At 35.5% G+C, this 22417-nt stretch carries 30 protein-coding genes and 2 pseudogenes; 7 read left to right on the top strand and 25 right to left on the bottom strand.

Annotated features, from left to right (window positions below; translation table 11 throughout):
* Window positions 1-241 precede the first annotated feature (241 nt).
* From GGQ84_RS12310 to GGQ84_RS12265, 10 genes are all read right to left on the bottom strand, one after another.
* Window positions 242-1303 (bottom strand): alpha/beta fold hydrolase, encoded by a 1062-nt coding sequence (locus GGQ84_RS12310; RefSeq protein WP_429163050.1) that lies wholly within the window; start codon window positions 1301-1303, stop codon window positions 242-244.
* A 35-nt stretch (window positions 1304-1338) separates the two neighbouring features.
* A complete protein-coding gene (locus GGQ84_RS12305; RefSeq protein ID WP_429163048.1) occupies window positions 1339-1770 on the bottom strand; it encodes a hypothetical protein in 432 nt (143 codons plus the stop codon).
* A gap of 50 nt (window positions 1771-1820) precedes the next feature.
* On the bottom strand, window positions 1821-2429 hold the full coding sequence (locus GGQ84_RS12300; RefSeq protein WP_429163046.1) for a SurA N-terminal domain-containing protein: 609 nt from the start codon (window positions 2427-2429) through the stop codon (window positions 1821-1823).
* 89 nt (window positions 2430-2518) lie between these two features.
* A complete protein-coding gene (locus tag GGQ84_RS12295) occupies window positions 2519-2965 on the bottom strand; it encodes a hypothetical protein (RefSeq protein ID WP_429163044.1) in 447 nt (148 codons plus the stop codon).
* A 380-nt stretch (window positions 2966-3345) separates the two neighbouring features.
* Window positions 3346-3609 carry a hypothetical protein gene (locus GGQ84_RS12290; RefSeq protein ID WP_429163042.1) on the bottom strand — a complete coding sequence of 88 codons (264 nt, stop codon included), beginning with the start codon at window positions 3607-3609 and terminating at the stop codon, window positions 3346-3348.
* A 146-nt stretch (window positions 3610-3755) separates the two neighbouring features.
* Window positions 3756-4079, bottom strand: a complete 324-nt coding sequence (locus tag GGQ84_RS12285; protein WP_429163040.1) for a hypothetical protein — start codon at window positions 4077-4079, stop codon at window positions 3756-3758.
* A gap of 61 nt (window positions 4080-4140) precedes the next feature.
* Window positions 4141-4314: a hypothetical protein gene (locus GGQ84_RS12280; protein ID WP_429163039.1), complete on the bottom strand. Its 174-nt coding sequence runs from the start codon at window positions 4312-4314 to the stop codon at window positions 4141-4143.
* A gap of 88 nt (window positions 4315-4402) precedes the next feature.
* Window positions 4403-4696 (bottom strand): hypothetical protein, encoded by a 294-nt coding sequence (locus tag GGQ84_RS12275; RefSeq protein WP_429163037.1) that lies wholly within the window; start codon window positions 4694-4696, stop codon window positions 4403-4405.
* Between the two features lie 322 nt (window positions 4697-5018).
* Complete coding sequence (locus GGQ84_RS12270; RefSeq protein ID WP_429163035.1) at window positions 5019-5507, bottom strand: hypothetical protein; 489 nt, start codon at window positions 5505-5507, stop codon at window positions 5019-5021.
* Window positions 5508-5975: 468 nt separating this feature from the next.
* A complete protein-coding gene (locus GGQ84_RS12265) occupies window positions 5976-6170 on the bottom strand; it encodes a hypothetical protein (protein ID WP_429163033.1) in 195 nt (64 codons plus the stop codon).
* Between the two features lie 457 nt (window positions 6171-6627).
* Between GGQ84_RS12265 and GGQ84_RS12260 the strand changes: the two genes are divergently transcribed.
* Together GGQ84_RS12260 and GGQ84_RS12255 are read left to right on the top strand one after the other, a co-directional pair.
* Entirely contained in the window at window positions 6628-7134 is a 507-nt protein-coding gene (locus GGQ84_RS12260; protein ID WP_429163031.1) for a hypothetical protein, read from the top strand.
* A 29-nt stretch (window positions 7135-7163) separates the two neighbouring features.
* Window positions 7164-7304: pseudogene (locus GGQ84_RS12255) on the top strand (Ger(x)C family spore germination C-terminal domain-containing protein); the annotation flags it as partial.
* Between the two features lie 146 nt (window positions 7305-7450).
* Here the strand turns inward: GGQ84_RS12255 and GGQ84_RS12250 are convergent.
* The 5 genes from GGQ84_RS12250 to GGQ84_RS12230 form a co-directional block, all read right to left on the bottom strand.
* Complete coding sequence (locus GGQ84_RS12250; RefSeq protein ID WP_429163030.1) at window positions 7451-7594, bottom strand: hypothetical protein; 144 nt, start codon at window positions 7592-7594, stop codon at window positions 7451-7453.
* Window positions 7588-8001 (bottom strand): Ger(x)C family spore germination protein, encoded by a 414-nt coding sequence (locus GGQ84_RS12245; protein ID WP_429163028.1) that lies wholly within the window; start codon window positions 7999-8001, stop codon window positions 7588-7590. The genes GGQ84_RS12250 and GGQ84_RS12245 overlap by 7 nt, the downstream gene beginning before the upstream one ends.
* Before the next feature lie 24 nt (window positions 8002-8025).
* Window positions 8026-8436, bottom strand: a complete 411-nt coding sequence (locus tag GGQ84_RS12240; RefSeq protein ID WP_429163071.1) for a spore germination protein — start codon at window positions 8434-8436, stop codon at window positions 8026-8028.
* Window positions 8437-8444: 8 nt separating this feature from the next.
* Window positions 8445-8693 carry a spore germination protein gene (locus GGQ84_RS12235; protein ID WP_429163026.1) on the bottom strand — a complete coding sequence of 83 codons (249 nt, stop codon included), beginning with the start codon at window positions 8691-8693 and terminating at the stop codon, window positions 8445-8447.
* A gap of 276 nt (window positions 8694-8969) precedes the next feature.
* Entirely contained in the window at window positions 8970-9854 is an 885-nt protein-coding gene (locus tag GGQ84_RS12230; RefSeq protein WP_429163025.1) for a LysR family transcriptional regulator, read from the bottom strand.
* A gap of 140 nt (window positions 9855-9994) precedes the next feature.
* Here GGQ84_RS12230 and GGQ84_RS12225 point away from each other — a divergent pair, with 140 nt between their 5' ends.
* Entirely contained in the window at window positions 9995-10972 is a 978-nt protein-coding gene (locus GGQ84_RS12225; protein WP_429163023.1) for a 2-hydroxyacid dehydrogenase family protein, read from the top strand.
* 312 nt (window positions 10973-11284) lie between these two features.
* Here the strand turns inward: GGQ84_RS12225 and GGQ84_RS12220 are convergent, their stop codons facing one another.
* Window positions 11285-12160: a 1,4-dihydroxy-2-naphthoate polyprenyltransferase gene (locus tag GGQ84_RS12220; RefSeq protein ID WP_429163022.1), complete on the bottom strand. Its 876-nt coding sequence runs from the start codon at window positions 12158-12160 to the stop codon at window positions 11285-11287.
* A 138-nt stretch (window positions 12161-12298) separates the two neighbouring features.
* Between GGQ84_RS12220 and GGQ84_RS12215 the strand changes: the two genes are divergently transcribed.
* Window positions 12299-13255: an ABC transporter substrate-binding protein gene (locus GGQ84_RS12215; RefSeq protein ID WP_429163020.1), complete on the top strand. Its 957-nt coding sequence runs from the start codon at window positions 12299-12301 to the stop codon at window positions 13253-13255.
* Window positions 13256-13661: 406 nt separating this feature from the next.
* Here the strand turns inward: GGQ84_RS12215 and GGQ84_RS12210 are convergent, their stop codons facing one another.
* The 5 genes from GGQ84_RS12210 to dinD form a co-directional block, all read right to left on the bottom strand.
* Window positions 13662-13907, bottom strand: a complete 246-nt coding sequence (locus GGQ84_RS12210) for an addiction module protein (RefSeq protein ID WP_429163018.1) — start codon at window positions 13905-13907, stop codon at window positions 13662-13664.
* A gap of 354 nt (window positions 13908-14261) precedes the next feature.
* Entirely contained in the window at window positions 14262-15920 is a 1659-nt protein-coding gene (locus GGQ84_RS12205) for a putative bifunctional diguanylate cyclase/phosphodiesterase (protein ID WP_429163017.1), read from the bottom strand.
* A 96-nt stretch (window positions 15921-16016) separates the two neighbouring features.
* Window positions 16017-16619: a hypothetical protein gene (locus tag GGQ84_RS12200; protein WP_429163015.1), complete on the bottom strand. Its 603-nt coding sequence runs from the start codon at window positions 16617-16619 to the stop codon at window positions 16017-16019.
* Window positions 16620-17093: 474 nt separating this feature from the next.
* Window positions 17094-17402: a hypothetical protein gene (locus tag GGQ84_RS12195; RefSeq protein WP_429163013.1), complete on the bottom strand. Its 309-nt coding sequence runs from the start codon at window positions 17400-17402 to the stop codon at window positions 17094-17096.
* Between the two features lie 23 nt (window positions 17403-17425).
* Window positions 17426-18295: a DNA damage-inducible protein D gene (gene dinD / locus GGQ84_RS12190; protein ID WP_429163011.1), complete on the bottom strand. Its 870-nt coding sequence runs from the start codon at window positions 18293-18295 to the stop codon at window positions 17426-17428.
* Between the two features lie 340 nt (window positions 18296-18635).
* Between dinD and GGQ84_RS12185 the strand changes: the two are divergent.
* Window positions 18636-18944, top strand: a pseudogene (locus GGQ84_RS12185) (transposase); the annotation flags it as partial.
* On the opposite strand, the gene GGQ84_RS12180 reads toward GGQ84_RS12185, so the two are convergent.
* From GGQ84_RS12180 to GGQ84_RS12165, 4 genes are all read right to left on the bottom strand, one after another.
* Window positions 18924-19190, bottom strand: coding sequence for a hypothetical protein (locus GGQ84_RS12180; protein WP_429163009.1), 267 nt, complete (start codon window positions 19188-19190; stop codon window positions 18924-18926). The pseudogene GGQ84_RS12185 and the gene GGQ84_RS12180 sit on opposite strands and share 21 nt — an antisense overlap.
* A 1-nt stretch (window position 19191) precedes the next feature.
* Complete coding sequence (locus GGQ84_RS12175) at window positions 19192-20202, bottom strand: DEAD/DEAH box helicase family protein (RefSeq protein ID WP_429163007.1); 1011 nt, start codon at window positions 20200-20202, stop codon at window positions 19192-19194.
* Window positions 20203-20286: 84 nt separating this feature from the next.
* The gene (locus GGQ84_RS12170; protein ID WP_429163005.1) at window positions 20287-20478 is read right to left on the bottom strand and encodes a YvrJ family protein; all 192 of its coding nucleotides are present in this window, start codon (window positions 20476-20478) and stop codon (window positions 20287-20289) included.
* A 144-nt stretch (window positions 20479-20622) separates the two neighbouring features.
* Complete coding sequence (locus tag GGQ84_RS12165) at window positions 20623-20976, bottom strand: toxin-antitoxin system HicB family antitoxin (RefSeq protein WP_429163070.1); 354 nt, start codon at window positions 20974-20976, stop codon at window positions 20623-20625.
* 280 nt (window positions 20977-21256) lie between these two features.
* On the opposite strand from GGQ84_RS12165, the gene GGQ84_RS12160 reads away from it, so the two are divergent.
* Window positions 21257-22135 carry a tyrosine-type recombinase/integrase gene (locus tag GGQ84_RS12160; protein WP_429163003.1) on the top strand — a complete coding sequence of 293 codons (879 nt, stop codon included), beginning with the start codon at window positions 21257-21259 and terminating at the stop codon, window positions 22133-22135.
* A partial coding sequence (locus GGQ84_RS12155; RefSeq protein WP_429163001.1) for a phage integrase N-terminal SAM-like domain-containing protein occupies window positions 22122-22417 on the top strand: 296 nt, incomplete at its 3' end. The genes GGQ84_RS12160 and GGQ84_RS12155, both read left to right, overlap by 14 nt.

Genomic DNA, 22417 nt, shown 5'->3' with positions numbered 1-22417 from the left:
ATTGGCAAATCAACACCCAAATAAAAGTTACCTTCCCCTCCTATAGCATCAATTATTAGACGATGCGATGACCTTAAATGTTCCATCATGAACGCGCGCTTTTTCGTCTGATTTCAGTTAACTTTCCCGAAATAAAAGAATATACGCTATATAATCATTACTTTTATATCTTATATTTTCTATGAACCTAAGAAATTTCACGTTATTAAATACACAAAAATCCCCTGTAATTGGAGGGGATTCAAGAACAATGTGAATTAGTGTTAATCTTTTTAATAAAAGCTTTTATCTCATTAGCAATAATATCTGGTTTTTCATTATGAACATAATGTCCACCGTCAAGGTATTTATACTTTCCAACATCAACCTGAAGCACATAGTTCGACAATAATTCTCTCCAATTACACGCTCCTGTAATTTCCTTACCATCTGATATAAGAAAGTACATAGGTGTATGAATAGGAACTTCATTGTCTTTTACCTTTTTGTTATTATCTGACAAATAATCAACCTCACTTAACATATTTCTTGTATAAGTGCTTTTGTAAAACATTGCCAAAAATTGTTCTTTATCTTCATATGACAAGTCTTTAGACTTCATTAAGGAGAAAGTTTCTTCTATTTTAGATATTGGCATAAATCTGGATAAACCTATCCTTGATACTAAATACATGAAATATATTTTAGCTTTTTGCAGTAGCTCAAGAGAATGTTCAACAAAGCCAGGGACCGTTGGATCAAGTCCTATAATTGCTGTAACTTCGTGTGGATATGTTTGTGCCCAATATATCGCTTCTAAACCAGACATCGAATGGGGAACAAGTACATATGGTCCCTTTTCTCCCGAAAGTTCCAAGGCTTTCCTTGTTTCTTCAAGCATGGTATCTAAATCTCTTGGACTCGATGATGTCTCACTCCAACCATATCCTGCTTTTTCTACTACTATAATTCTATATTTATCTATCACTCTCATCCATAAAGGTTTAAAGTCTATAGTTGGACTACAAGTCCCATGTCCTGACATAAATATAAGTGTAATATCACCTTGACCGTCTCCATATACATGGATTTTATTATTGTTCACTTCAACTAACTTTCCTGGTGGTGGATATTCTTTCTCTTCTTTTCGTAGTTGATATTGATGATTTAATGTAGATGCAACTATGAACATTACTGCTATGCTACAAAAAAACAGCAGAATTATTCCAAGTACCTCGAACATTTTCTTCTCCCTCTCCCAAAATATTTTTGAAATAAAAATCCTAACGTTCGCTTTTTTGTCCGCTTCAGTTAACGTTCCCAATGGGCCACGTACTCATCTCCTCGATAACGCCGTTATTAATTTTTAATATTCCAATAAGGTTTATTGATATAGGTTGGAGTATCTGATATTTTTGACATTTTGACAATTCTATTAGTTTCATTATCATAAATATAGAACCCTTCATTTAGTAATACTATTAATTCTAAACCTTTTTTTCTATTTAGAATATATATGTTATCTTTATATCTTTCATATTTTCCTATTTCTGCGTTATAATTAATATTTATGGTATATTCACCTTTCCCTGCTTCTTCTTCTTTAAAAGTATAGTTATATACATCTGGTAGATACTGAGTAGATTGATAAAAACCCTTAATATTTTGTAGTGATGTTCTGTTTAAGTCATAATTGACAGTTACATTGTAATAAAGTGAAGCAAATGCTAAAAGAAGAATTATATTTATACTAATTGATAAATACAAGAGGGTATTTCTGTTTTTAATCATATTTAATAAACTCCTTTAATTTTGCATTATTAAAACAATAGGCATTGACTTTAATACTTACTTTCTTTTTCCAGGATTTGTTGGTTTAATTTGATATCAGCAGTATCAACTAGTTTATTGCCATAGGTTTTAAAATACTCATGTCCCCCATCCTGTGGATTAGGGGGCAATTCCCCTCTATCAATAGCTTCTTGAATCAAGCTGTTTCCTAATCTCATTAGGATTTCAGCTTTAATTTTTTCATGATAAAATACTTTTTCCCAATACTCTTCTTCAGTTACTCCATGAGCTTTTAATATAATAGGAAGTATATCTTCAACATTCCCCTTAAGTTCTTTTTTTTGGGTTGCTACTAATTCCTTTTGTTCTTGCTCAGGTATTGAGATGTTTCTTCTCTTAGCTTCTTGTAGAAGTAATTTTTTTCGTGCTTTTATACGAACAGCTTCCTCTAAAGAAATATCTTGGCTGTTTGGATGCTTAAAAAGCTCTAATATCACTTGTACTTCATCCATAGTTATAATTAAATCTCCATTTACTATTGCAATTGCTTCAGGATGCTGCTTAAAGTCTACTGTACCATCATTACTATTTGTACAACTACTAATAAACAAAGTGGCAGTAATGATTAATAGAATTGTCATGAATGTTTTTATTCTCATTAATATAATCCCTCCACTTATCATTTCTTTGATAGCATCAGAATCCTGATATTCATAGGATGAACATGATCCTCCTACTTTACATACTATCAGATCCAGATCCGAAAACCAATAACACCCCAATAGGCTAGAAAAGTAGTGACAGTCATATTGGCCATAGAAACCAAAAGGGAATAAATCTTTAAGGTAGTACTAACATTCCATCGCAAAGCTCTAACAGCCTGAATCAAACTAGCTAATGAAGCCAAGCCAAATACAAGGGTTAGTAAGAAAATACCTACTGACCATGGGGTTGGCCCACCAAACAGTTCAATAGGATTGTTTGCTGTAATTGTACTAAGTATCAGAAGCACTATTATGCCTACAAAGGTTAAAGCCGGCAGAAGAGGCAGAAGGCGAAGGCTTAGATACTGGTCTTTGTCTGACTTTTTAAATAACCTTAAAGGTACCCAAACCACTGCATATAAAAGGGAGCTTGCCATCAGCACCATAGAGAAGCCAGCTAAGCCCAAGCGAAGCCAATACTGCCAGGGCATTAGAGAACGGTTTACTTATCCTCCCTACTTGCTATAAACAATGTATAACTTTTCTATTACTATCTAAATAAATTCCTTCATATATAAGACGTTAGGAACTATATAAATTGTTCCGCCAAGGTTGTTACATATAATCCATCAACAGCGCCGCACTAACTCCAGTGACTATCCGAAGGCTAATCGGGTTTGTTTATTACTTAGCATTAAGTCTTTCATCTGCATACCTCTTAAACCTCTCTACTTCTTGGCTTCTAGTTCACCCCTAGTTCTAAGGTTTCTTCTTGCCCATTCCACTTTATATTAAAATTCTAAATATAGCTTTCTTTATCTATATTTTCGCTTTCCTCCACCAGTACCAGAAATATAGAAGCCCATATATTCTATATTATAAAGTGCAGTACCAGACCCCTTCTCAAGGGGGCCTTCAAACTCGTATTCACTTTTTTGATATTGTTTTTGCTTTCACCTATGTAATTGAGAATAAAATATGAAGAATTACTATTAATTGTATACTCCCCTTGCCAGTTTTCACTTTCACCAGTTAGGTATAGTGGCGCTACTTCCTCTTTTAAAGTAGCACATCCAAGAGTAATGAAACTTATTAGTAACAGTACCGTTGCAAAAGTAAATTTTTTATTTAACACAAAAATCCCACCAGGCTATTCAAAGTCATTATCAAATATAATGTCACCATGTTCATTTATTGCAACAATGTTTTTTGAAAGACCACTTACACTGTTGGGACTAACTCCCCCCAATGTAGAGTTTTAACTTATTTTCGGAAAATAAGTTAAAAGTGCACTTCTCTAATTAATCTGTTTTCATTTTTGTGCTTTTTATAAACTTCCACTACTCCCTCTACTCTGCCTTCTACATTTATTTTATTATTCGTTGCAGTAATAGAGCCTTGATATGCTACTTTTTCTCCATCTACATCTTTAACAACCACTATTAGAGGTTCATATGCAGGTAATTCTTCTAGAGTGATTTCCTTAAATTCATATGTTAACCGCTTTTCTAGCTCTTGGATTCTATCTTCAAGCTTGCTTATATTATTTTTGTTATCCAGGCCAGTGTTTAGCGACCATAGCAACGCCACTAGTAACAATATCATAAGTATAATAAATACCATAAAATCCTCCCTATATTTTTACACTTGAAATCCCTCGAAAACATTATTGTTGTTGCCTCTCCTGCTGGTCAATTCTGCTGATTTTTTCCTCAATCTTATCCAATCTTTTGGAAGTATTTTTAAAATAACGTATTACTAATATAACAACCCAAACTATTACTCCTATTACTGCAAAATTTATTAAAGTCCAAAATAAAGTCCAAAAATCAATATGCATTCTACTTCACTCCCCACAAAATACTAATGAATTTATCATTTCCTTAAATTCACCTGTCGTTCCCAACATTGTGACTTATAGCAAAGCATTAATAAGTCACCTTTTTCCTTAATTTAAATGGACCCATCCACTCTAACCTTTGAAATTTTAGGTTTTTGTCATAATATTTAGTAGTTACATAAGCTGTTGCAGTTAGTCGTGCAGTGGCCTCTTGCACAATAGTAAACTGGTGAGAAAAAACTATCAGTGCTATTACTGCCAGTAGCAGTATGGAATTTTTTTGTTTTTTGTTGGACTTAAGTATTGCTACAACTGCCATTAAGGGTAACAATACTAGCAGTATAGGTATTACTTGCAATTTCATCACCTCTTCATAAAGCATGGGACTCTATGTTGCACATTAACCATATGCTGCGCCGCATAACGCAACTTTAATAGAAAGGAAATTTTAGTCCTTTATTTTCTACTTTCATTCCTGATAAAGAAGAAGAAATGGCTCCTCTATTCCCAATTCCTCCATAATGGTTTGTATTCTGAATCCTGCAATTAATGCCGTTTGATTTTAATTTATGATATATTGCTTGTGCTTCATATAAGTTTTGGTTGCCCGTAGTTTTATGTAAAATATTTTATAGTTCTTTATTAAACCTTAAATAAAATATTTGCCTCCTGCAATTACTAGATATAGAAAAACTATGTTTCTTTTAAGTTTGTGAAGTTATATGTTTCTCGAGTATACCAAGTAATTCTACAAACTTTCTTTCTTCAACATCCCATCTTAACCTTTTATTCTTTCTCCAAAAAGTTTTTTTGTTAGTAACAATCTCTACTGTGCTTTCATCAATACTTTTATAATACTGGATATCACTCCATTCAATAATATCATTGCTGGTGCTTATCCCTTTTTCTCTGATTTCATTATCTCTAAATATACTAACTATTGCTAATAAACCTATAATACCCCATGGAATAGCAAATAGAACACTTCCTTTAAGTGCAATTTTTCCTGCCATAAGACTAATAGTAATTAAAATCCATGTAACAATAAAAAAATTCCTGTTTACAGTTACAACCTTATACTGAATCTTACCCAATCTTCTTTTCTTTCTGTGTTCCCTATAAATTTCATATATAACTATGCCCAAGCTTAGTAAGATAAAAACATAAACAGCTTCAGTTTCATTTAAATGCATATAATCCCCCTAGTCTTATTAAAAATAATAAACTTATGTCATAGTTCTTTTATTTGGTTTGCTACTATTCCATAAATTTGTAATAAGTAATTATTCCTATACCATAATTATGCAAACAATGTTTTAAATTTATAGTCAGGGAGATGCAATTCATTTAATTCACCAACTTCATCTATTAACTCAGATGCTTGCTTAATAAATTCATTTCTTTTTTCACGATTCGGAGTAAAGCGTCTACTTGTACCGAAATCAATAGATCTTTCAAACCTCTCCTCACTTTATACAATAGTCCTCATTACCTCCAATATACCTAACTTCTCGCTTAACAATTTGAATTCCTTTCCTAATTCATATTCCACCGTTTTTGCCACCTATCCTGCCATTTTGGGGTACTATTTAACCAAAAACCTCCCTGTGATTACAAGGAGGTAATTTTAGTATTGTTTCTCTTTATCAAGATACACTGCATTAATTCTCCATACAAGATGGGCATTTAATATAGCTTTTCAGTTTTAACATGGCCTGACTATATGCTACTTCCTCTGCGTCTGGTAAACTTAAGTTGGCAGTACCAGTAGCCTCGACTCCATTTTTTAAGATTATTAAGCACTTGACGGTGTTTCCATCAATGATATAGCCTTTTCTAAGGATTAAATCCTTCATCTTGAAATACCATCCTTTTTCCAGAATTCAGTCATTACATTAGCACTTCGACATATTTATTGATATTCCTACATTTATTGGAAATTAACTAGCAATATAAGTAAAAACATCTATACTCACATATACTGAGCATAGACTATCCTTTATATTAGGCTATGGCGTTTTTAAGATTCATCATACACCTCTATATAGCTTATTTTGCACAACTGAGAATAAGTTTTTAGATTTGATACAATTAGATATTTTTCAACTATTTTTTCCAAAACCCTTTGTTGGAAATTGTCTAATTTTGTCTTGTTTGCATATTTATCCTCTTCATGCAGATGCTCCCATTTATAGACAAAATGGTAAGGAAAAAAGATGCACTGACAGTATCGTTGGTTTGTCTACATAGCGTCTGTTTTAAAGGGTATAATAACTAGGATTTGGAAGGAGATATCGTACTAGGAGGGTTCTCATGTCTATCTTTTGGCTTATTCAAGCAATAGCATATTGGTCTTTAGTCGTTTTTTTAATGCCGTATAGTTACATTAGAAGGTTTTTGCCTTTTGCTTTTTTAGGTGGGTTTATTTACACATGGTTAGTACAGTACACAGCTGTAAATATACTCAATTTTTGGCAATTCCCTTCGGATATATTTATGGTTTTTGGAATACCCTTTTTCTTTGTTTTTAGTTGGTTTGGAGTGACTTTGTTATATGGCTATATTCTATATAGGTACCCTAAAGACCAACTTTGGGTTATTTTATTTTTCGTAGCTTGGGCAACAATAAACAACTATTTATCTATAGCTGTTAATCAAATTGTATTTGTCTCTTGGAGCGTTACTCAAACACTTATGGTTGCTATATTTTCCCATGTGATATTGTTGTATGTATTTAAAGTGATGCACAATGTGGATGAACTTGGGGCTAAGGACGATATCCTTGATTTTTCTCTTGCGGTTTTAAAGAATAAGAGGTAGTATTCTGCATCTAATCACAAAGAGAGTACAAAACTGATATTTTTGGCTTTTGGGACGCAATTTATCGCAATTATCCAATTCAGTGGAGAGAAATTGAGGATAACTGGGAAGAAGTTAACGCCAAACTTAGGCGAAGCGGTATCACTAGGACTCCTATAACACCAAATTGAAGGACGGTTATTGCAAATAATTATGATATTAGGAATTCTTGTAGTACCATTTTGCTCAGTTTCCTCGTTCCCTTCACTCTCAGTACTCTCAAACAACTCAATCCTGGTAGCAACTGGGGAAGTACTTTTACTTGTAAGCATCCCTGTTAAATCAAAAAGAGAGTCACACTTACTGTTGTACCAATGGCATCTTTATCCATGGCTAAGTCGCGTATTGCATCAGCAGGTACAATTTCTAGATTGTGAGTAGCGTTTAATACATCTATGGCCTCACCCTCAGCTATCAACACTGCTGGTTAAGCCTCAATTCATGATCTCTAACGAAAAAATCCAGAAGGGGTAATATTCCTTCTCGTGCTGCCTCCTCACCAATAACTATTATTTCATTATATTGCCAGAACAGCGTTCTGCCTGATTGCTTTACAAAATTGCGGGCGGCGTCAAAGAGTGTTTCGCCAGTGCTCGTAACTACCCAAACTGCATTTTCAGAACCATCTCCTCCTATCCCCGCAGCAGGAACACCTTTCTTTATAGGTTGTAGCACCTGGATAGTGACTTTTACTGTACCCTCTTCTCCTTTATCTATGCCAGTTCCCATAACTAAGGCCCGCTCACTGAGTTCAACTCTGTTCCAGCATCCCGTGATAAATATAAGGGTTATTAGCAGAACTAGTATGATATGTTTTTTTCTGTTCATGATAGTAATCACCCTTTGTTAGATTCAGTCTTTAGAGGGATCTGGCCTTACGATCCTGATAAAGCTAGCAAAGTAAGGCCTTGAGTAATAGTCCTCGCTGGCCATCAAACTCTCTACAAAGATATTGGGTACAGAAAGAACAGTGGGCGTACCATCCACAAAGATGGCCACTCTCCCTTCTAGGATTTTTGCGGCTAAGGTATCAGGTTTTTCTGTATTTCCTATAGTGGGGAAGGGAGAGAAAGGGGCATCTTCAATAAACTCTTCTATGTAACCAGACTCCAAGATTGCATCTATCTCTATTCGCTCAAGTCTTGTTTTGACTTCGTCCACCACTTGTTCATTAGCAATACCCTTCATGTAAGCAATACAAACTTTAGTTTTGGTTCGCTGTCCTAGGGTTAGTTGTTCTAGCTTTAAGTCTGAGTTCTTTATTTTTCTTCTTAAGAGGGAAGTATTGACCTAAAGTGTTGCTCCATAGTATCTACTTCCTTAATAGCAGCAAAGGCAAGTACCGATTTTTTAATATATTCATAGCTAGAAAAAGAATCTGGTTTTAATTTTTTAGCATAAATCATTAATGGATTAAGGATGTTATCATTTATGAGGTTCTCCTGAACTAAGCCGTCAACAAAGACAATAAAGGCACTTACCTTTTGATCCTCCCCAATAACAAAATCTCTGATGACCACATCATAATTATCGGAAAAAATCGTCTTTATTATTGCAAGGTTATTAGGAAGAAGAGGCCGAAACCGTCTGCACAATATTTTGGGAGAAGAAGAATGGAAGGAAATTCTGGCTTCTTACGCAGACAACACCGGTGGGGAGCATTTTGTATTAGATACGGATCATTACATTTTAAAACCAGTGCTAAGCATTGCTTCCATATCCCAATGTGGTCTTTGCGACTAAAGGCAACTGGGGTAGCGGAGAAAGTATCCCCTTAAGAGATAGATTAGAGAAATTCAAATCATATGCTTACGAATAAATTCTAGCCATTCTCTAGCAGCAAAGGATAGATATTTATCCTTTTTCCAAATAATTGATAGCTCTAGAAATATTTCTGGTTGTTTAAACGGGATAGCTTTAACCTTAGTTGGGTCTAATTCATTGCATATTATCTCCGGTAGCAATGTTATACCTAGTCTATTAGCCACCATCTCAACCATAAAGTCTCTTTGTGAACTTTCACAAATGTTCTTAGGATAAAAACCATACTCTAAACACTTTTCCATAATGCGATCATGAAGAGAAAAGTCCTCTCTATATAAAACAAAATACTCATCCTGAAAATCATTAAAGACTACTTTTTCTTTATTAGCAAGTTTATGGTTAGGGTTTACAACTAGCATTAGGGGGTCTTTCAGAAGAGAAATTTGCTCAAAAGTGTCTTTTTTTGTAGGTAGACTGCACACAATGCCCACATCTAAAGTCCCCTCCTCTACACCTATCTCAATCATTTTTGTCCCTGCCTCTGTCAGTTTTATTTCAACCAGTGGGTACACTTCTTTAAATTGCCCAATTATTTTAGGAAAAAAGCTGGCACCTATAATTGGCGGCAATCCTATTTTAATAGCTCCCTTTTTTAACTGAATAACATCAGCTAACTCTAAAGTCAAATTTTGAAACGATTCTAAAATATACTGAGCCTGCCCCAATAAGGCTTTCCCTGCATCCGTTAATTGAAGTTGCTTTGATGATCGATAAAATAGAGGCACTCCTAGCTCATCTTCTAATGATTTAATCATCTTACTAATAGATGGCTGACTAACGTGGAGATTGTAGGATGCTTTAGTGAAACTTAGATTTTTAGCAACCTCTACAAAATATTCTAAATGTCTTATATCCATTGGATTTACCTCCCTTTTAAGTCTATAACTTTAAGGCATAATGCTTATGTTAAATATGTATTTTATTTATAGTCTAACTGATGCTATTATTAATTACAAGAACTAACATTTAAGGTTCAAAAAGAAGGGAGATGTTTTATATGAAATCAAAAATCTTTATTACTGGTAAAATACCTGAACTAGCTTTACATTTACTTAGGGATAGGTTTGATGTGACCATGTCTGAGAACTCCGAACCTCTATCAAAAGAGGAGATAATTGCCCACGCATCAAATATGGATGCTTTACTACCTATTCTATCTGATTCTATTGATGAAGATATTATTGCTGCTTGTCCTAAGCTAAAAATAATTGCCAATTACGGTGCAGGTTATAATAATATTGATGTAGCATCAGCTTCACAAAGGAAAATCCCTGTTACCAATACTCCTGTTGTATCTACCAATGCAACAGCAGAGCTAACCATAGGGCTAATTATAGCCATTGCCCGAAGAGTTGTTGAAGGTGACCAACTCACCAGAAGTGGTAAGTTTACTGGTTGGGCACCACTGTTTCATTTAGGGGTAGAGCTAACTGGAAAAAAATTAGGTATTATTGGATTGGGAAACATAGGCAGAGAGGTAGCTAAGCGGGCAGCTGCATTTGACATGGAAATATTTTATTACAACCGTACTAGACTAGCTAAGGAGTTGGAAGAAGAGCTAGGTGTGACATACTTGCCCTTTGAAGAATTGCTTTCTACAGTTGATTTCGTAAGCTTAAACCTGAGTTACCACCCATCTATGAAACATATGATAAGCAAAAAAGAACTGGAAATCATGAAATCTAGCGCTTATTTAATAAATGTTGCTCGCGGGCCTTTAGTAGATGAGTTGGCTTTATTGGAAGCCTTAGAGAACAATACTATAGCAGGAGCAGCCTTAGATGTCTTTGAGTTTGAACCTAAAATCACTAAAGGATTAGAGAAGTTAAGTAATATAATTCTCACTCCACACATTGGCAACGCCACTGTTGAGGCTAGAGAAGCTATGGCCAAAATAGCTGCAGATAATATTATTGCTGCATTAGATGGGCTTACCCCACCTACCTGCATTAACCCTGAAATCTACGAAGCATGAATATGAACGGTAAAACCCACGCTCTATCTATGAACTTAAAGCGTGGGTTCTTCATGACTAGTGTCATCTCGTAATCTGTTTCTGAATTATCATCTCTATTTTAATTTTTATCCTTAACCATCCTATAGGGCAACTCATATCTGAAAATAAGTACTGTTCGAGTAGTATCGGCTATCACCTGTCCCCTACACCACATTATAACCTACTACTGCTGACATATATTCTCACATCAGTGAAAGAGAAATAAGGCAGGCATGGATAATTGTTTTCTAAACATGCCTTCATCTTAATTAACTACATCTTTTAGATCACCTAAAGAATATACCCCAACGAAAATAATAATCCATAAATAAATTCCAGTTTTGCTGTTCCCGCTAGAGTTTCATTTAATGATGAGCCTTTTTTGATAAAAATATCTTTGATCAAAGGGATAGCAAATGGTATTGATAACCATGATAACATAATCCAAGTTGATCCATAACCAGTAGCCCATATTAATACAGGTACTAAGTAAGATACTCCAAGCAACAACAAGTACTCAGCTTGGGTTCCTTTTACTCCTAAATGCACCGCTAATGTTTTCTTGCCAGTCTTTTTGTCCGTTTCTAGATCACGAAGGTTATTTACCACCAAGATAGCTGTAGCTAATAAACCTACAGGCAATGCGGCCAAAATGCTTGCTCCACTAACTTCTCCGGCTTGAACATAATATGTTCCGCAAACCGCTACTAAACCAAAAAATATGAAAACAAACACATCACCCAGTCCATTATATCCCAATGGGTAAGGACCACCCGTGTAAGCGATAGCACATATAATTGAAAGAATACCAATAACTAAAATAGGCCATCCACCCACTGCGATTAAATAAATTCCTATTAAAAGAGCCAAACCAAATACAAGACACATACCTACAGTCACTTGCCTCGGCGTTAACAAACCCGCCTGAGTAACCCTTAAAGGCCCAGTCCTCTCCGCTGTATCGGTGCCTTTTTTGAAATCGAAGACATCATTTGCTAAATTAGCACCTATTTGAATTAGTAGTGCACCTAGTAGCGCCGCTAAAGCTGGTCCAAAGTTAAAAGCCATATCACCAATTGCAATAGCCGTACCTACAATAACAGGAACCGCTGCTGCTGGAAGGGTTTTAGGGCGAATGGCCAGCAACCATATCTTAAATTTTGTCATTTTTATTTTTCACCTCTTCAATTGTGTATGTTTTGCTTAAACCCTATTCTATTTTACGGTATTGACTTTGTTAAAACAACCATATAATATTTATATAGCATTATCTGTTCATATATTTTTTTGGGGGAGGAACAAACGATGAAAGGTCATGTCAAATTTCTAGTATTGATTTTAATAGTTGTTTCATTATTAGTTACAGGTTGTAGTACAGAAGATGAAACTGAGATGCAAACTCTGAGGATAGGGTCACTACCTATAGAGGATATCTTACCTATTGTAGTAGCTGAAAAGATGGGATTTTTTGAACAAGAAAATATAAGTGTAGAATTAATCCCCTTTCAAAGTGCCGTGGAAGCTGAAAGCGCCATGCAGTCAGGTCGACTTGATGGCATGGTCACAGATATGATTGTTGCTATTTTATTAATAAATTCAGGTTTAGAAACAAAAATAACTTCTATTACATTAGGTACTACGCCAGAAGAAGGGCGTTTTGCAATTTTGGCAGCACCGGGCACCGATTTTGAAACTTTGTCAGATTTAAAAGGTAAACAAGTGGGAATTTCCTATAACTCCATTATTGAATATGTAACTGATGGACTCTTGGAAGAAGCAGGCTTTGACACATCCTATGTGGACAAGGTATCTGTTCCTAGAATCCCTATTCGCATGGAGATGCTATTAAACAATCAAATTGATGCTATTACCGTACCTGATCCACTTGTTACTTTTGCCGAAAGTCAAGGAGCAACAGTAGTTGCCGATGATACTACTATCGAAAAAAATCTGTCTCAAGCAGTAATTACTCTAACAGAAGATGCCATTGGTGAAAAACATGAGGCTATTCAAGGATTTTATCGGGCTTACACTAAAGCCGTGACTGAATTGAACTCTAATCCTGAGGAGTTTAGAAATGTTTTTGTAGAAAATGTTAACATACCTGAACCAGTGGCAGATATCTATAATATTCAACAATATCCCGAACCTGAACTGCCTACAGAAAATGACATTAACAATGTCCTCAATTGGTTGACTGAAAAAGATTTATTGGATGGAGAGTTAAGTTATGAACAACTGGTAGACAACAGCATCTATTAAAGCTACCCATAAAAAAGAAAACTGGCATTAGTCTAAGCGCCAGTTTTCTTTTTTTGTACTATGTTGGAGCTGGTTTACGATTATCTCCTAAATCTGCCCTGATAACAGAGAGCCTTGATTTTTAGTTATAACTGGTCGGAGCGACCGGATTTGAACCAATCACCTTTTCCCTAAAACCCATGTGTAACAAGGGTTAGAAGACTTTTTATGTAGAGTTAAACTGCTTGAAATTTATCCTAATTTGAGGTTTTTTAATCGTAGTTGCTGTCAAATTGCTGTCAAAATACCTTTTTAACTTCTTCATGAGAAACAACATTTCTATCTTCTACAGCTATTAAAGATACATCTAGCTTCTTTTTACATACATTTGATGCACAATATCATCCCAAGTAGCTATGCCTGGTGCTTATGTTTCGTCTCTTCCTATCCAATAGTTTGGCTTTCGATGCTCTTCCTTAAATATCTCTTCCATCGGTACACCTTCTAATTTTCCTTCTCGATACGCTGCAAGTCTCTTTTCTGCTTCCATGACCCATAGTTCATCTAGTTTCTTATCCGTCTCATCTATACTTTTTATTAAACCTTCTACCACCATAAACCTTTCTTCGGGTTTAAGCTTTAGTGCTTGTTTTAAGATTTCCTCAGCGCCCATGACAAGTCACCTCAAAAAAAAACAGTTTATTTACTACGTTAATTATAACATATAGCGAGTAAGGTTTTAGCTTCCATGCTTTGTATTTATTACATCATACCTGGCTTGACATTTCCTACTGTAACATCTAGGCCACCAATTCACCAGAGTAAGTGATACCAAGGGTTTCAGTGTTTTTGCACTGTAACATAATTAACGGAAAATCACCCTTTTTACATGATTGCGTGGTCAAAATGTGGTCACGGTGTGGTATGAATATTCCGAAGGCGAATATGGCATCACAGCAATACCGTTCACAGATGAATTAAACAACTTACAATGTTCCTGCGAAAGGTAATCAAAGTTTCACAGTCTTCAGAGTAGATCACTGAAGTTTCGATTATAGATTTTTTCTACCTCATTTACTTTTAATGGTTTGCTGAAAAAATAACCTTGCGCATAATTGCATCCCGTATCTTTAAACCACTTACACTGCTCCTTTGTTTCAATACCCTCTGCAACTACCTGTAAATTTAAGCTATTGGCTAAATTTATTATTGCATTAATAACTTTCCTACTAGTCGGATCTTTATATTTATCGCATAAAGACTTGTCTAGTTTTATCATATCAATCGGTAAGTAAGTTAGGTAGTTTAAAGATGAATAAGCCTTTCCAAAATCATCTAGCAATATTTTTACTCCAATTTGTTTTAATTGATTTAGAAAAGAAATTATTTCTTCTTCGTTCTCAATTAGCAGGTTTTCAGTAATTTCAATTTCAATATAAGTTGGATCAATGTTTGCTTCACAGATTAGATTATAGAGAAACTGAACATACCCTGTATCATATAGCTGTTTAGCTGAAAAGTTAATCGAAACGCTTTTTGGCTCTAGCCCCATGTCATTCCACATTTTCATCTGATAAACAGCTTCACGAGTGACCCAGCGACTGATTTCAATTATGGAACCAGTTTCTTCAGCAATAGGAATAAACTTATCTGGTGAAATCGAGTTGTTTTTAAACCTCAAAAGCCCTTCAAAGCCACTAATATCTAAAATATCAAAAGTAACTTTCGGCTGATAGAATAATTCAAAATTATCTTCTAGCAAGGCATTTTGCAAACATTGTTTTATTTGATTTTTCTCCTGTAATCTAAGAGCCATAACGTTATTATAAAAATTGAAACTATTCTTGGATTCTGTTTTAGCATTATACATTGCCATATCAGCAAAGGCAATTAAGTTGTTAGCATCATTGCTGTCTTGGGGATATTTTGAGATACCGATACTAAACTTGATATAAATTTCATCTTTGTCACTTATAGAGTGATTATCAAACTGGTCAAAAATTGTATTTACGAAAGCTGTAATGTCAATATTATCTAATTTTGTTATTAGTATTAAAAATTCATCACCACCAACGCGATATATATATATATCCTTAGTAATTAATTTTTTAAATATATTAGAGACATTTACGAGAACTTGATCACCATATATATGGCCAAAAGTGTCATTAATATCTTTAAAGTTGTCTAAATCCAACATCATAACAGCTCCATGCTGTTGGTTTTCAAGTTCTATTTTCAACCTTTCCATCAAGACCCTACGGTTAGGCAAATCGGTCAAATGATCATGGTAAGCTGCATGTTCAATTCTTCCTAGCAGAGAGTTAATTGTTGTGTACAATCCTTCGAATGTATCGTCTGGAGGAACTATCAATCTATTATTAGATGCATAGTTACCATCTAGGTTACTGATTTGTTTGTCTAATTTAGTAATTGGTTGAACCACATTAATCCTTTGCACCCAGCAAAACATGAAAAAAAGAAAAATACTAATTATACTAAAAGCAATCCCTTTCCAGAATAGACTAGTATGTATATTTTTTAAACTAAGACCAACTGCTACTACACCTTGAATTTCCCCATCTAACATAACTGGTGTAGCTATTTCAAGAACATCAGAATCTATTTTTTCATAGTACCATTGTATCGCTGATTGTTCGCCCCCTAGAGCTGCTCTGTACTCCAAGTCATCTTGATAATTCGTCCCAATTTCTTCTTTGTCTGAGTCAGCAATTGCAATTAGGTTTTTATCTATATATAATGCATAATGAATATTATCTTTCTAGGCACTTTCTTCCACAATATTTTGAAAACTGTGCTTTTGTGTTAGTCGATACACCTCTTCAGCTCGAATTCCAGCCTGAACAAAGTAGTCTTCATCATTCCGAATATAAACAAATAAAAAGTATTCATCTGTTTCGACCGACTGTCGAATTCCTTCAACATATTTAGCTTTTCCGCTCTCCATAAATTGATCAATTGGGTCTCCAGGAGTGGAGTGCCAACCGATATATTCACCGGTAGCTGAATAAAGTATTTCACCGTAGTTGTTATACCAAAAAATCTCATCTATGCCCACTTTCTCAGCTATATCAGCTAGTATTTCATTATTCAATTCGGACTCATGGCCAAGTGTCATATTAGCAGCAATAAAGCTTCTCTCTTCAAGCATTTCTTGGATCACATTCATTTGCTCTACATGGCTTTCTATTTTCTTAGATAGCAACGAAACATAATTGAAGCCGTCTTGTTCTAGCTGTGACAGTAAGATCTGTTTACTTATACTATAACTTATAAAACCAGCTAAAGTAATGGCAGCAAGTATTATAATAGCAGGCAAATAAATTAACTTACGCCTCTTTGCTATGTTAATTATATCAGTCACTAGTTAACCTCCATAAAACACATAATAGGTCTGCGGGAGCTTGTCTTGAACATAAGCAATTTTTATTTTTTTTACTACACTCAATTCTCACAGGATCCCTAGGACTTTCCTCCTGTATATTCTTTATAAAGAAACAAATTCCTTTGAAATAAATCTAAAATATGTGTTTTTTCGTATAAAATAGCAATATTTTATACATTTCTTCTCCAGTCATTCCTAATATAATCCTGAATCCGTGATGTATCATCAAAGAAAAAGAATATGAGAGGTATTGCGCCCTCTGGTAGCGAATTTACAAGATAATGTTAGGGGAAAAGTGATTTTGACCATATCGAGCCTTTTCGCAAAGATGATGTGTTTTCTCTATGCATGCTTGTTCTTTTACTATTGCTTTAAAGTTAGGGGAGGCCTTTTCATCAACCAGTCGGATAAGCCTTAAAAATGGTTCAGTTTTTCCATTATGGGGTGTAGCTGTTAATAGTAAAAGGTTAGGACATCGATTTGGTGGGGAAGGGGTATAATACCACTTGAAAGATTGGACAAAATTCCTGTGGCAACTTCATTTTTAATTTTCGAAAGTAACGTTATGTACCGGAGATAATTAACATCTAAGCTATGTCCAGCAGCAGTTGTACTAACTTGCTCTGCCGATATCTTATAGATAGACTCATCTGAAGGGTTATAGACTTTATATGAAACAAAACCCCAAACCTCAGATCTATCTAGAATTTTAGCTCTTTCATTTTTAACCGTATCAAAAACTAAGTCACCGATGTTGTACATAACCGTTCCCCCATTTATATCCTTTATTTATCTTGCTTATCACCTGAGTTTCTAGGCAATTCCCCTACTGTATCTACTAATTTCTTTTCCTCTCTTTTAACCCGTCTCTCCAACTTTTTTATATCTTCTGCTGGCGGAAGTTTTTCTGGTTTAATACCACGTTTACCAAGCATATTACGAACACTTTCGTTATTTTGGATATGTTCACCAGTAATCATCTCCTCACCATGCATGTCTGCTTCCGTTACATTGTGGTTTGTCATCTCAGTTGCAAGGTCCTTTGCTGCAATTGTTAAAGTTGGTAAAAAGTCAGCTAAAGGACGATTATCTTTTACACCATATTGAGACTTCATCTTTGATGTATTCATCCCACCAAATAAAGCTGCATCACCCTTTGAACGTATACGCCCAAAGCCTGCATCATCTACGCCTCTTTCATAAATGTTTTTAGATAACTGTTTTTCTGCTTCTTTTAATCTATCTCTAGCTTCCATTCTTGCTATTAATTTCATTCTGTCTTCTATTAACTCTTGTTTCCTTGTTTTAAGTGCAAAATAGCTCTGAGCAAATGCTATTTCCTCTTTTCTTGGGTCACCGTTTTGAGCAATAAGATAGCATGCATAGCGAGTAAGCATAAAATCATCAATTTTTCTTTCGGCACCACTACCTATAGTGACCATTTTCGTGACGCCACGAAAATGGTTAGAAACTTCTATTCCAGCGCTTTTGCAGGAATCCATTGCTCTTTTTATTGCTACTAAAAAATTCTCCCATCTTGCATATCCTAAATGTTCCTGTAGATCACGGGCAAACCAGTATTCTATATTATTATCTGGTTCCACATGTGCTATTTTATCAAATTTTTTTCTTAAATAAATTAAATCCTCCTTCATACTCTCCCCCTCAAATCCTTTCATACTCTCCTTCAAGCTCTTTCCAGTAAATAGTTAAGTCTCCTTGATTTCTTTTGAAGAACCGGTGCCATTTTTGGTCTTTTGTATCTCCATTGACGGACTGGAAGCTTTCCCTATAGTGGCTGATTAGTCTTGTGGCTATGGGCTTTCCTTTGCCGATATAAATAATATCATCCGATGAGTCTTTGTAGATGAGACTTTTGCAAATTAATTAACCCTTGATATATAAGGTTTTCAATAGCATAAAAAAGGACTTCACCCCAATGTGGAGAAATTTTCAAGTGACAAAACAAGAAAACCCACAAGGAGGGAAGTCACTTTGTATATTCTCCAAGAAGTTCTATTTTCCTTTGAAGAATTATTTGAAATTGAATCAAAAGAGCGTTTACCTATATTTTTTAGTGTCCTGGACTTGCGCCTTTATGCAAAACAGCTAATGTCGGCATCACCCCAAGGAGCAGATGGCTTCAATCGCCAAGCAATTTTAAGAGCTCTTTTAATTGCTCCTTTTGAAGGCATAACAACATTTACAGCACTACATCGAAGATTGCGAGACGACATCCGCTTTCGTTATCAATGTGGTTTTGATATCTCAAAGGGTGCTCCATCAGTTTCTACCCTTAGCCGTTCTAATACCTTTAAGCTTTAAATAGTTTTCAAGGACAAGATTTGCCCTCTCTTTTTTAGACAACTCCCTTTCCAAATCTTCTATTACATAGCTACCATTTTTGTAGTCTATGTTATCGTAATCAGTTATATCGCGAATGCCATAATACTTAAATGGCACTAATAGATCTCGGTTGATAGCGTCCTTAAGATAAATTTCATAAATTACATTGTCGTCACATAGAGCAAACAAGTCACGATTATCCATTCTATAAGGTGTCGCAGTTTAAGCCAAGCAAAAAATCAGGTTTAAAGTATTCTAGCACTTTTATATAGCTATCCGCAGCTGCATGATGAAACTCATCTATTATTATATAGTCAAACTGGTCTCGTGAAAAACTCTTTATATTTTGATTTCTGGCCAGTGTTTGAATTGTAGCAAAGCAAATTTGGCCATCTTCCTTCCTGCTTCCCATAAAAAAACCTGTTTTATCTCCAGGCCTCACAGTCTTAAATGCTTCTTCAGCCTGTAATAATATTTCTTCTCGATGTGCAACAAATAGTACTTTCTCAAAGTCGATTGAATCAAAGGCTGCTAAATATGTTTTTCCCACTCCAGTAGCAGCTACAATCATGCCTTTCTTTACTCCTTCTTCGCGAGCTTTTTTTAATTCATAAAGTGCTTCTAATTGGGCACCTCGTGGATGTACTTCTAGTTCAACATCATCTTTCTGCTTTATATCTTCTATTATTACAAAGCTCGATTTCTTCCAGGTTGATGCGTACTTCTTTAATACTTCTGGGGTGATTGGTATTGCGTGATTATTAAAGAGAGTATCAAATGTGTTAGAGAATTTTTGATAATCTTCTTGATGACTGTGCTTATTAATTTTGTAGTTCCACTCAATTCCACTGATTAAAGCTGATTTAGATACATTAGATGACCCTACAAAAATTTCTCCGTCCTCACCGTAATCAAATATATAGGCTTTAGGATGAAATGAACGAGTTTTATCATCAAAAAACCTGATATCCACATTATCATTTAAAATATCTAATAGGTAGTAGATGGCAGAGGGTTCTGTTACAGACATATAGCTTCCAGTCAAAATTTTAAGTTCTACTCCATTTTGAATTGCTTCTCTCAACTGAGGACCTAAAAGCTTAACACCTGATTCCATTAAAAACGCCACATTAAACCTAATCTTTTCCGACCTATTAATTGCTTGGGTTAAATGATTGATCAAAAATTCATCATTACCTACAATAGCATTAGACATAGCTACACCTCATTAATATAAATCAAAACCATATATTTGTATTTTCTCTGATTATAAAGTATTTCCTGCTTCTTATTCTTTATTTTACTTACTAGCACTTTTAATTATCCTATTCATCTCCTCCACATCACAGTCACTCTGCCTAGCTATAACCACTGTGAGCATTGTGATGGATTTTTGCAGGTCCTTAATCACTGGCTCCAGTCTTATCAGCAAGTAGCCGGCTGTGACCATAGGGAAGCCGTAGTTAGAAGCCATAATGAAGAATTCTTCCATGGATCCTCCCTCCCTTTCAGCTGGTTTTGTGTATAATAAAAGAGCGCAGTTATGCCACGCCCTTTATGTTTACAACTGTTATTCCATTAAATCCAGTCTACTATGTAAGCTCAACTGGAAGTACTGCGCGTTCTACTACAGCTATCAAGTTAATTCTTTTCCTTTATGCCCTACCCCTCGTGCTAAGTGGTATAAGATAAATTGATTAAAACTTACATTTTCCTCTTTTGCTTTTTGCGATAAATCCCTATGAAGGGATTTGGGCATGCGTAACCTTAACTGGCCTGAATAAACTTCAGAATCAGGCTCCGGCACTGCTCTGTTTATCTCTAAGTTAGTTTCAATCCACGAAGCTTTTGCTTCATTTAAATTTTTCACAGCTTCCTCTATAGTTTCACCATCCGCCATACAGCCAGGCAATAAAGGTATTTCTGCAAACCAACCTCCACCCTCTTCAGGCAACAGCTTTCTTAATTTAATTTCATACTCTAAATTCATAAAATAATTCATGTCTTTTTTCACTATTCTTCACCCCTTTCAAGCTTTTCAATGGCTAGTAAGGCTTTCTTTACATAAACCGCCTTAACTAGCAACCAATGGGTATCTTTCGTTGGATTTCAGCAGTTTGAAACAGTGTGCGCTTCCTACCCCAGGTCTTAAAACTGGTTTTTATGAGGAGTAGGACTATGAAAAAAACAGCCTTTGCCTCAATTTTTGCCAACGAGTTGGATGCGTATCTGTATAACAGAGTTTCTTCAGGCTTTAAAGAAAAAACTTTGTGTATCATTTAAAAAATTTTGACCGGTTCTGCCTGAAGCATGCCCTGACAGAGCACTCTTTTACACGAGCTCATGCTGATGAGTGGATCAAAAGGCAGAACAACGAAGCTAGCACCACACATTACGCAAGGATCAATGCCATCAAACAGTTTCTCATCTACCTTTCCAAAAAAGGATTCGATGTTTTTGTCACCCGGGACATCGCTTTTAAGCAGACTTCTTTTAAGCCTCACATTTATACAGAGGATGAAATTCTAAGATATTTTGAGGCTGTGGATACATTTGACTCTTCAATGAACAAAAAGAATCGGATTCAATACCCACTACTCTTCCGTCTGCTGTATTGTTGTGGGACCCGCATCAATGAAACCTTAGGCATTCGAAAACAGGATGTGGATCTTGATGCAGGAATCATCAAATTGTTTGAAACGAAAAACAGCTGTGAGCGGTATATTGTTCTCGGCGACGACTTATCCGCCTTAATTAGGCAGTTTGCATCCCGATGTTTCTATCTATTAAATGAGGAAGACTACATTTTTACATCCGCTAATGGTGGTCGTTTAAGCGGCAAAAGCATTTATGAGCATCACCGCCTGTTCCTTAAAAAAGCTGGCATTCCATATATAGGAGGCTCTTTGGGGCCAAGAATCCAAGACTGGCGGCACACATTTTCGGTGAATTCCTTTAAACAAATGGCGGATGCTGGAACAGATCTGTACGTCGCACTTCCCATTCTATCTACCTATTTAGGACACAAAACCATTTATGCCACTGAGCGGTATTTGCGCTTGACCATGAGCATCTTTCCGGATATTGAAAAGAAGTTTAAGAAAAAGATGGAGGCGGTGTTTGGGGAGGCACATCATGAAAACGACTAGATTTGCCCGCTATCTGAACAAGTTCTTCACCGTGCATTTACCTAACACCAATGGCAGTACCCCTATGACCATCGATTCTTATCGATATGCTTTTATTCAGTTTCTGGGTTTCATGGAAAAAAAGGGCCTTCCGGCGGATACAATTGAAATATCTGACCTGACACACAGAACCTTATTGGAGTTTTTAGAATGGCTACAGGTACATCGTGGCAACTCCATTGCCACACGAAATCAGCGGCAGGCTGCTCTTAACAGCTTTGTTAGCTATCTGATGTATGAATT

The sequence above is a fragment of the Desulfitispora alkaliphila genome, from assembly GCF_050433185.1.
Classification (GTDB): Bacteria; Bacillota; Desulfitisporia; order Desulfitisporales; family Desulfitisporaceae; genus Desulfitispora; species Desulfitispora alkaliphila.
This window is presented reverse-complemented; position numbering and strand designations above follow the sequence as displayed.

Coding starts and splice junctions, on each gene's coding strand:
- GGQ84_RS12275 (WP_429163037.1), bottom strand. CDS start 4,696: ATGCTTTATGAAGAGGTGATGAAATTGCAAGTAATACCTATACTGCTA.
- GGQ84_RS12225 (WP_429163023.1), top strand. CDS start 9,995: ATGAAATCAAAAATCTTTATTACTGGTAAAATACCTGAACTAGCTTTA.
- GGQ84_RS12195 (WP_429163013.1), bottom strand. CDS start 17,402: ATGTACAACATCGGTGACTTAGTTTTTGATACGGTTAAAAATGAAAGA.
- GGQ84_RS12175 (WP_429163007.1), bottom strand. CDS start 20,202: ATGTCTAATGCTATTGTAGGTAATGATGAATTTTTGATCAATCATTTA.
- dinD (WP_429163011.1), bottom strand. CDS start 18,295: ATGAAGGAGGATTTAATTTATTTAAGAAAAAAATTTGATAAAATAGCA.
- GGQ84_RS12210 (WP_429163018.1), bottom strand. CDS start 13,907: ATGGGCGCTGAGGAAATCTTAAAACAAGCACTAAAGCTTAAACCCGAA.
- GGQ84_RS12180 (WP_429163009.1), bottom strand. CDS start 19,190: ATGGATAATCGTGACTTGTTTGCTCTATGTGACGACAATGTAATTTAT.
- GGQ84_RS12170 (WP_429163005.1), bottom strand. CDS start 20,478: ATGGAAGAATTCTTCATTATGGCTTCTAACTACGGCTTCCCTATGGTC.
- GGQ84_RS12285 (WP_429163040.1), bottom strand. CDS start 4,079: ATGATATTGTTACTAGTGGCGTTGCTATGGTCGCTAAACACTGGCCTG.
- GGQ84_RS12305 (WP_429163048.1), bottom strand. CDS start 1,770: ATGATTAAAAACAGAAATACCCTCTTGTATTTATCAATTAGTATAAAT.
- GGQ84_RS12245 (WP_429163028.1), bottom strand. CDS start 8,001: ATGAACAGAAAAAAACATATCATACTAGTTCTGCTAATAACCCTTATA.
- GGQ84_RS12165 (WP_429163070.1), bottom strand. CDS start 20,976: ATGAATTTAGAGTATGAAATTAAATTAAGAAAGCTGTTGCCTGAAGAG.
- GGQ84_RS12230 (WP_429163025.1), bottom strand. CDS start 9,854: ATGGATATAAGACATTTAGAATATTTTGTAGAGGTTGCTAAAAATCTA.
- GGQ84_RS12220 (WP_429163022.1), bottom strand. CDS start 12,160: ATGACAAAATTTAAGATATGGTTGCTGGCCATTCGCCCTAAAACCCTT.
- GGQ84_RS12295 (WP_429163044.1), bottom strand. CDS start 2,965: ATGCCCTGGCAGTATTGGCTTCGCTTGGGCTTAGCTGGCTTCTCTATG.
- GGQ84_RS12260 (WP_429163031.1), top strand. CDS start 6,628: ATGTCTATCTTTTGGCTTATTCAAGCAATAGCATATTGGTCTTTAGTC.
- GGQ84_RS12280 (WP_429163039.1), bottom strand. CDS start 4,314: ATGCATATTGATTTTTGGACTTTATTTTGGACTTTAATAAATTTTGCA.
- GGQ84_RS12270 (WP_429163035.1), bottom strand. CDS start 5,507: ATGCATTTAAATGAAACTGAAGCTGTTTATGTTTTTATCTTACTAAGC.
- GGQ84_RS12265 (WP_429163033.1), bottom strand. CDS start 6,170: ATGAAGGATTTAATCCTTAGAAAAGGCTATATCATTGATGGAAACACC.
- GGQ84_RS12300 (WP_429163046.1), bottom strand. CDS start 2,429: ATGAGAATAAAAACATTCATGACAATTCTATTAATCATTACTGCCACT.
- GGQ84_RS12215 (WP_429163020.1), top strand. CDS start 12,299: ATGAAAGGTCATGTCAAATTTCTAGTATTGATTTTAATAGTTGTTTCA.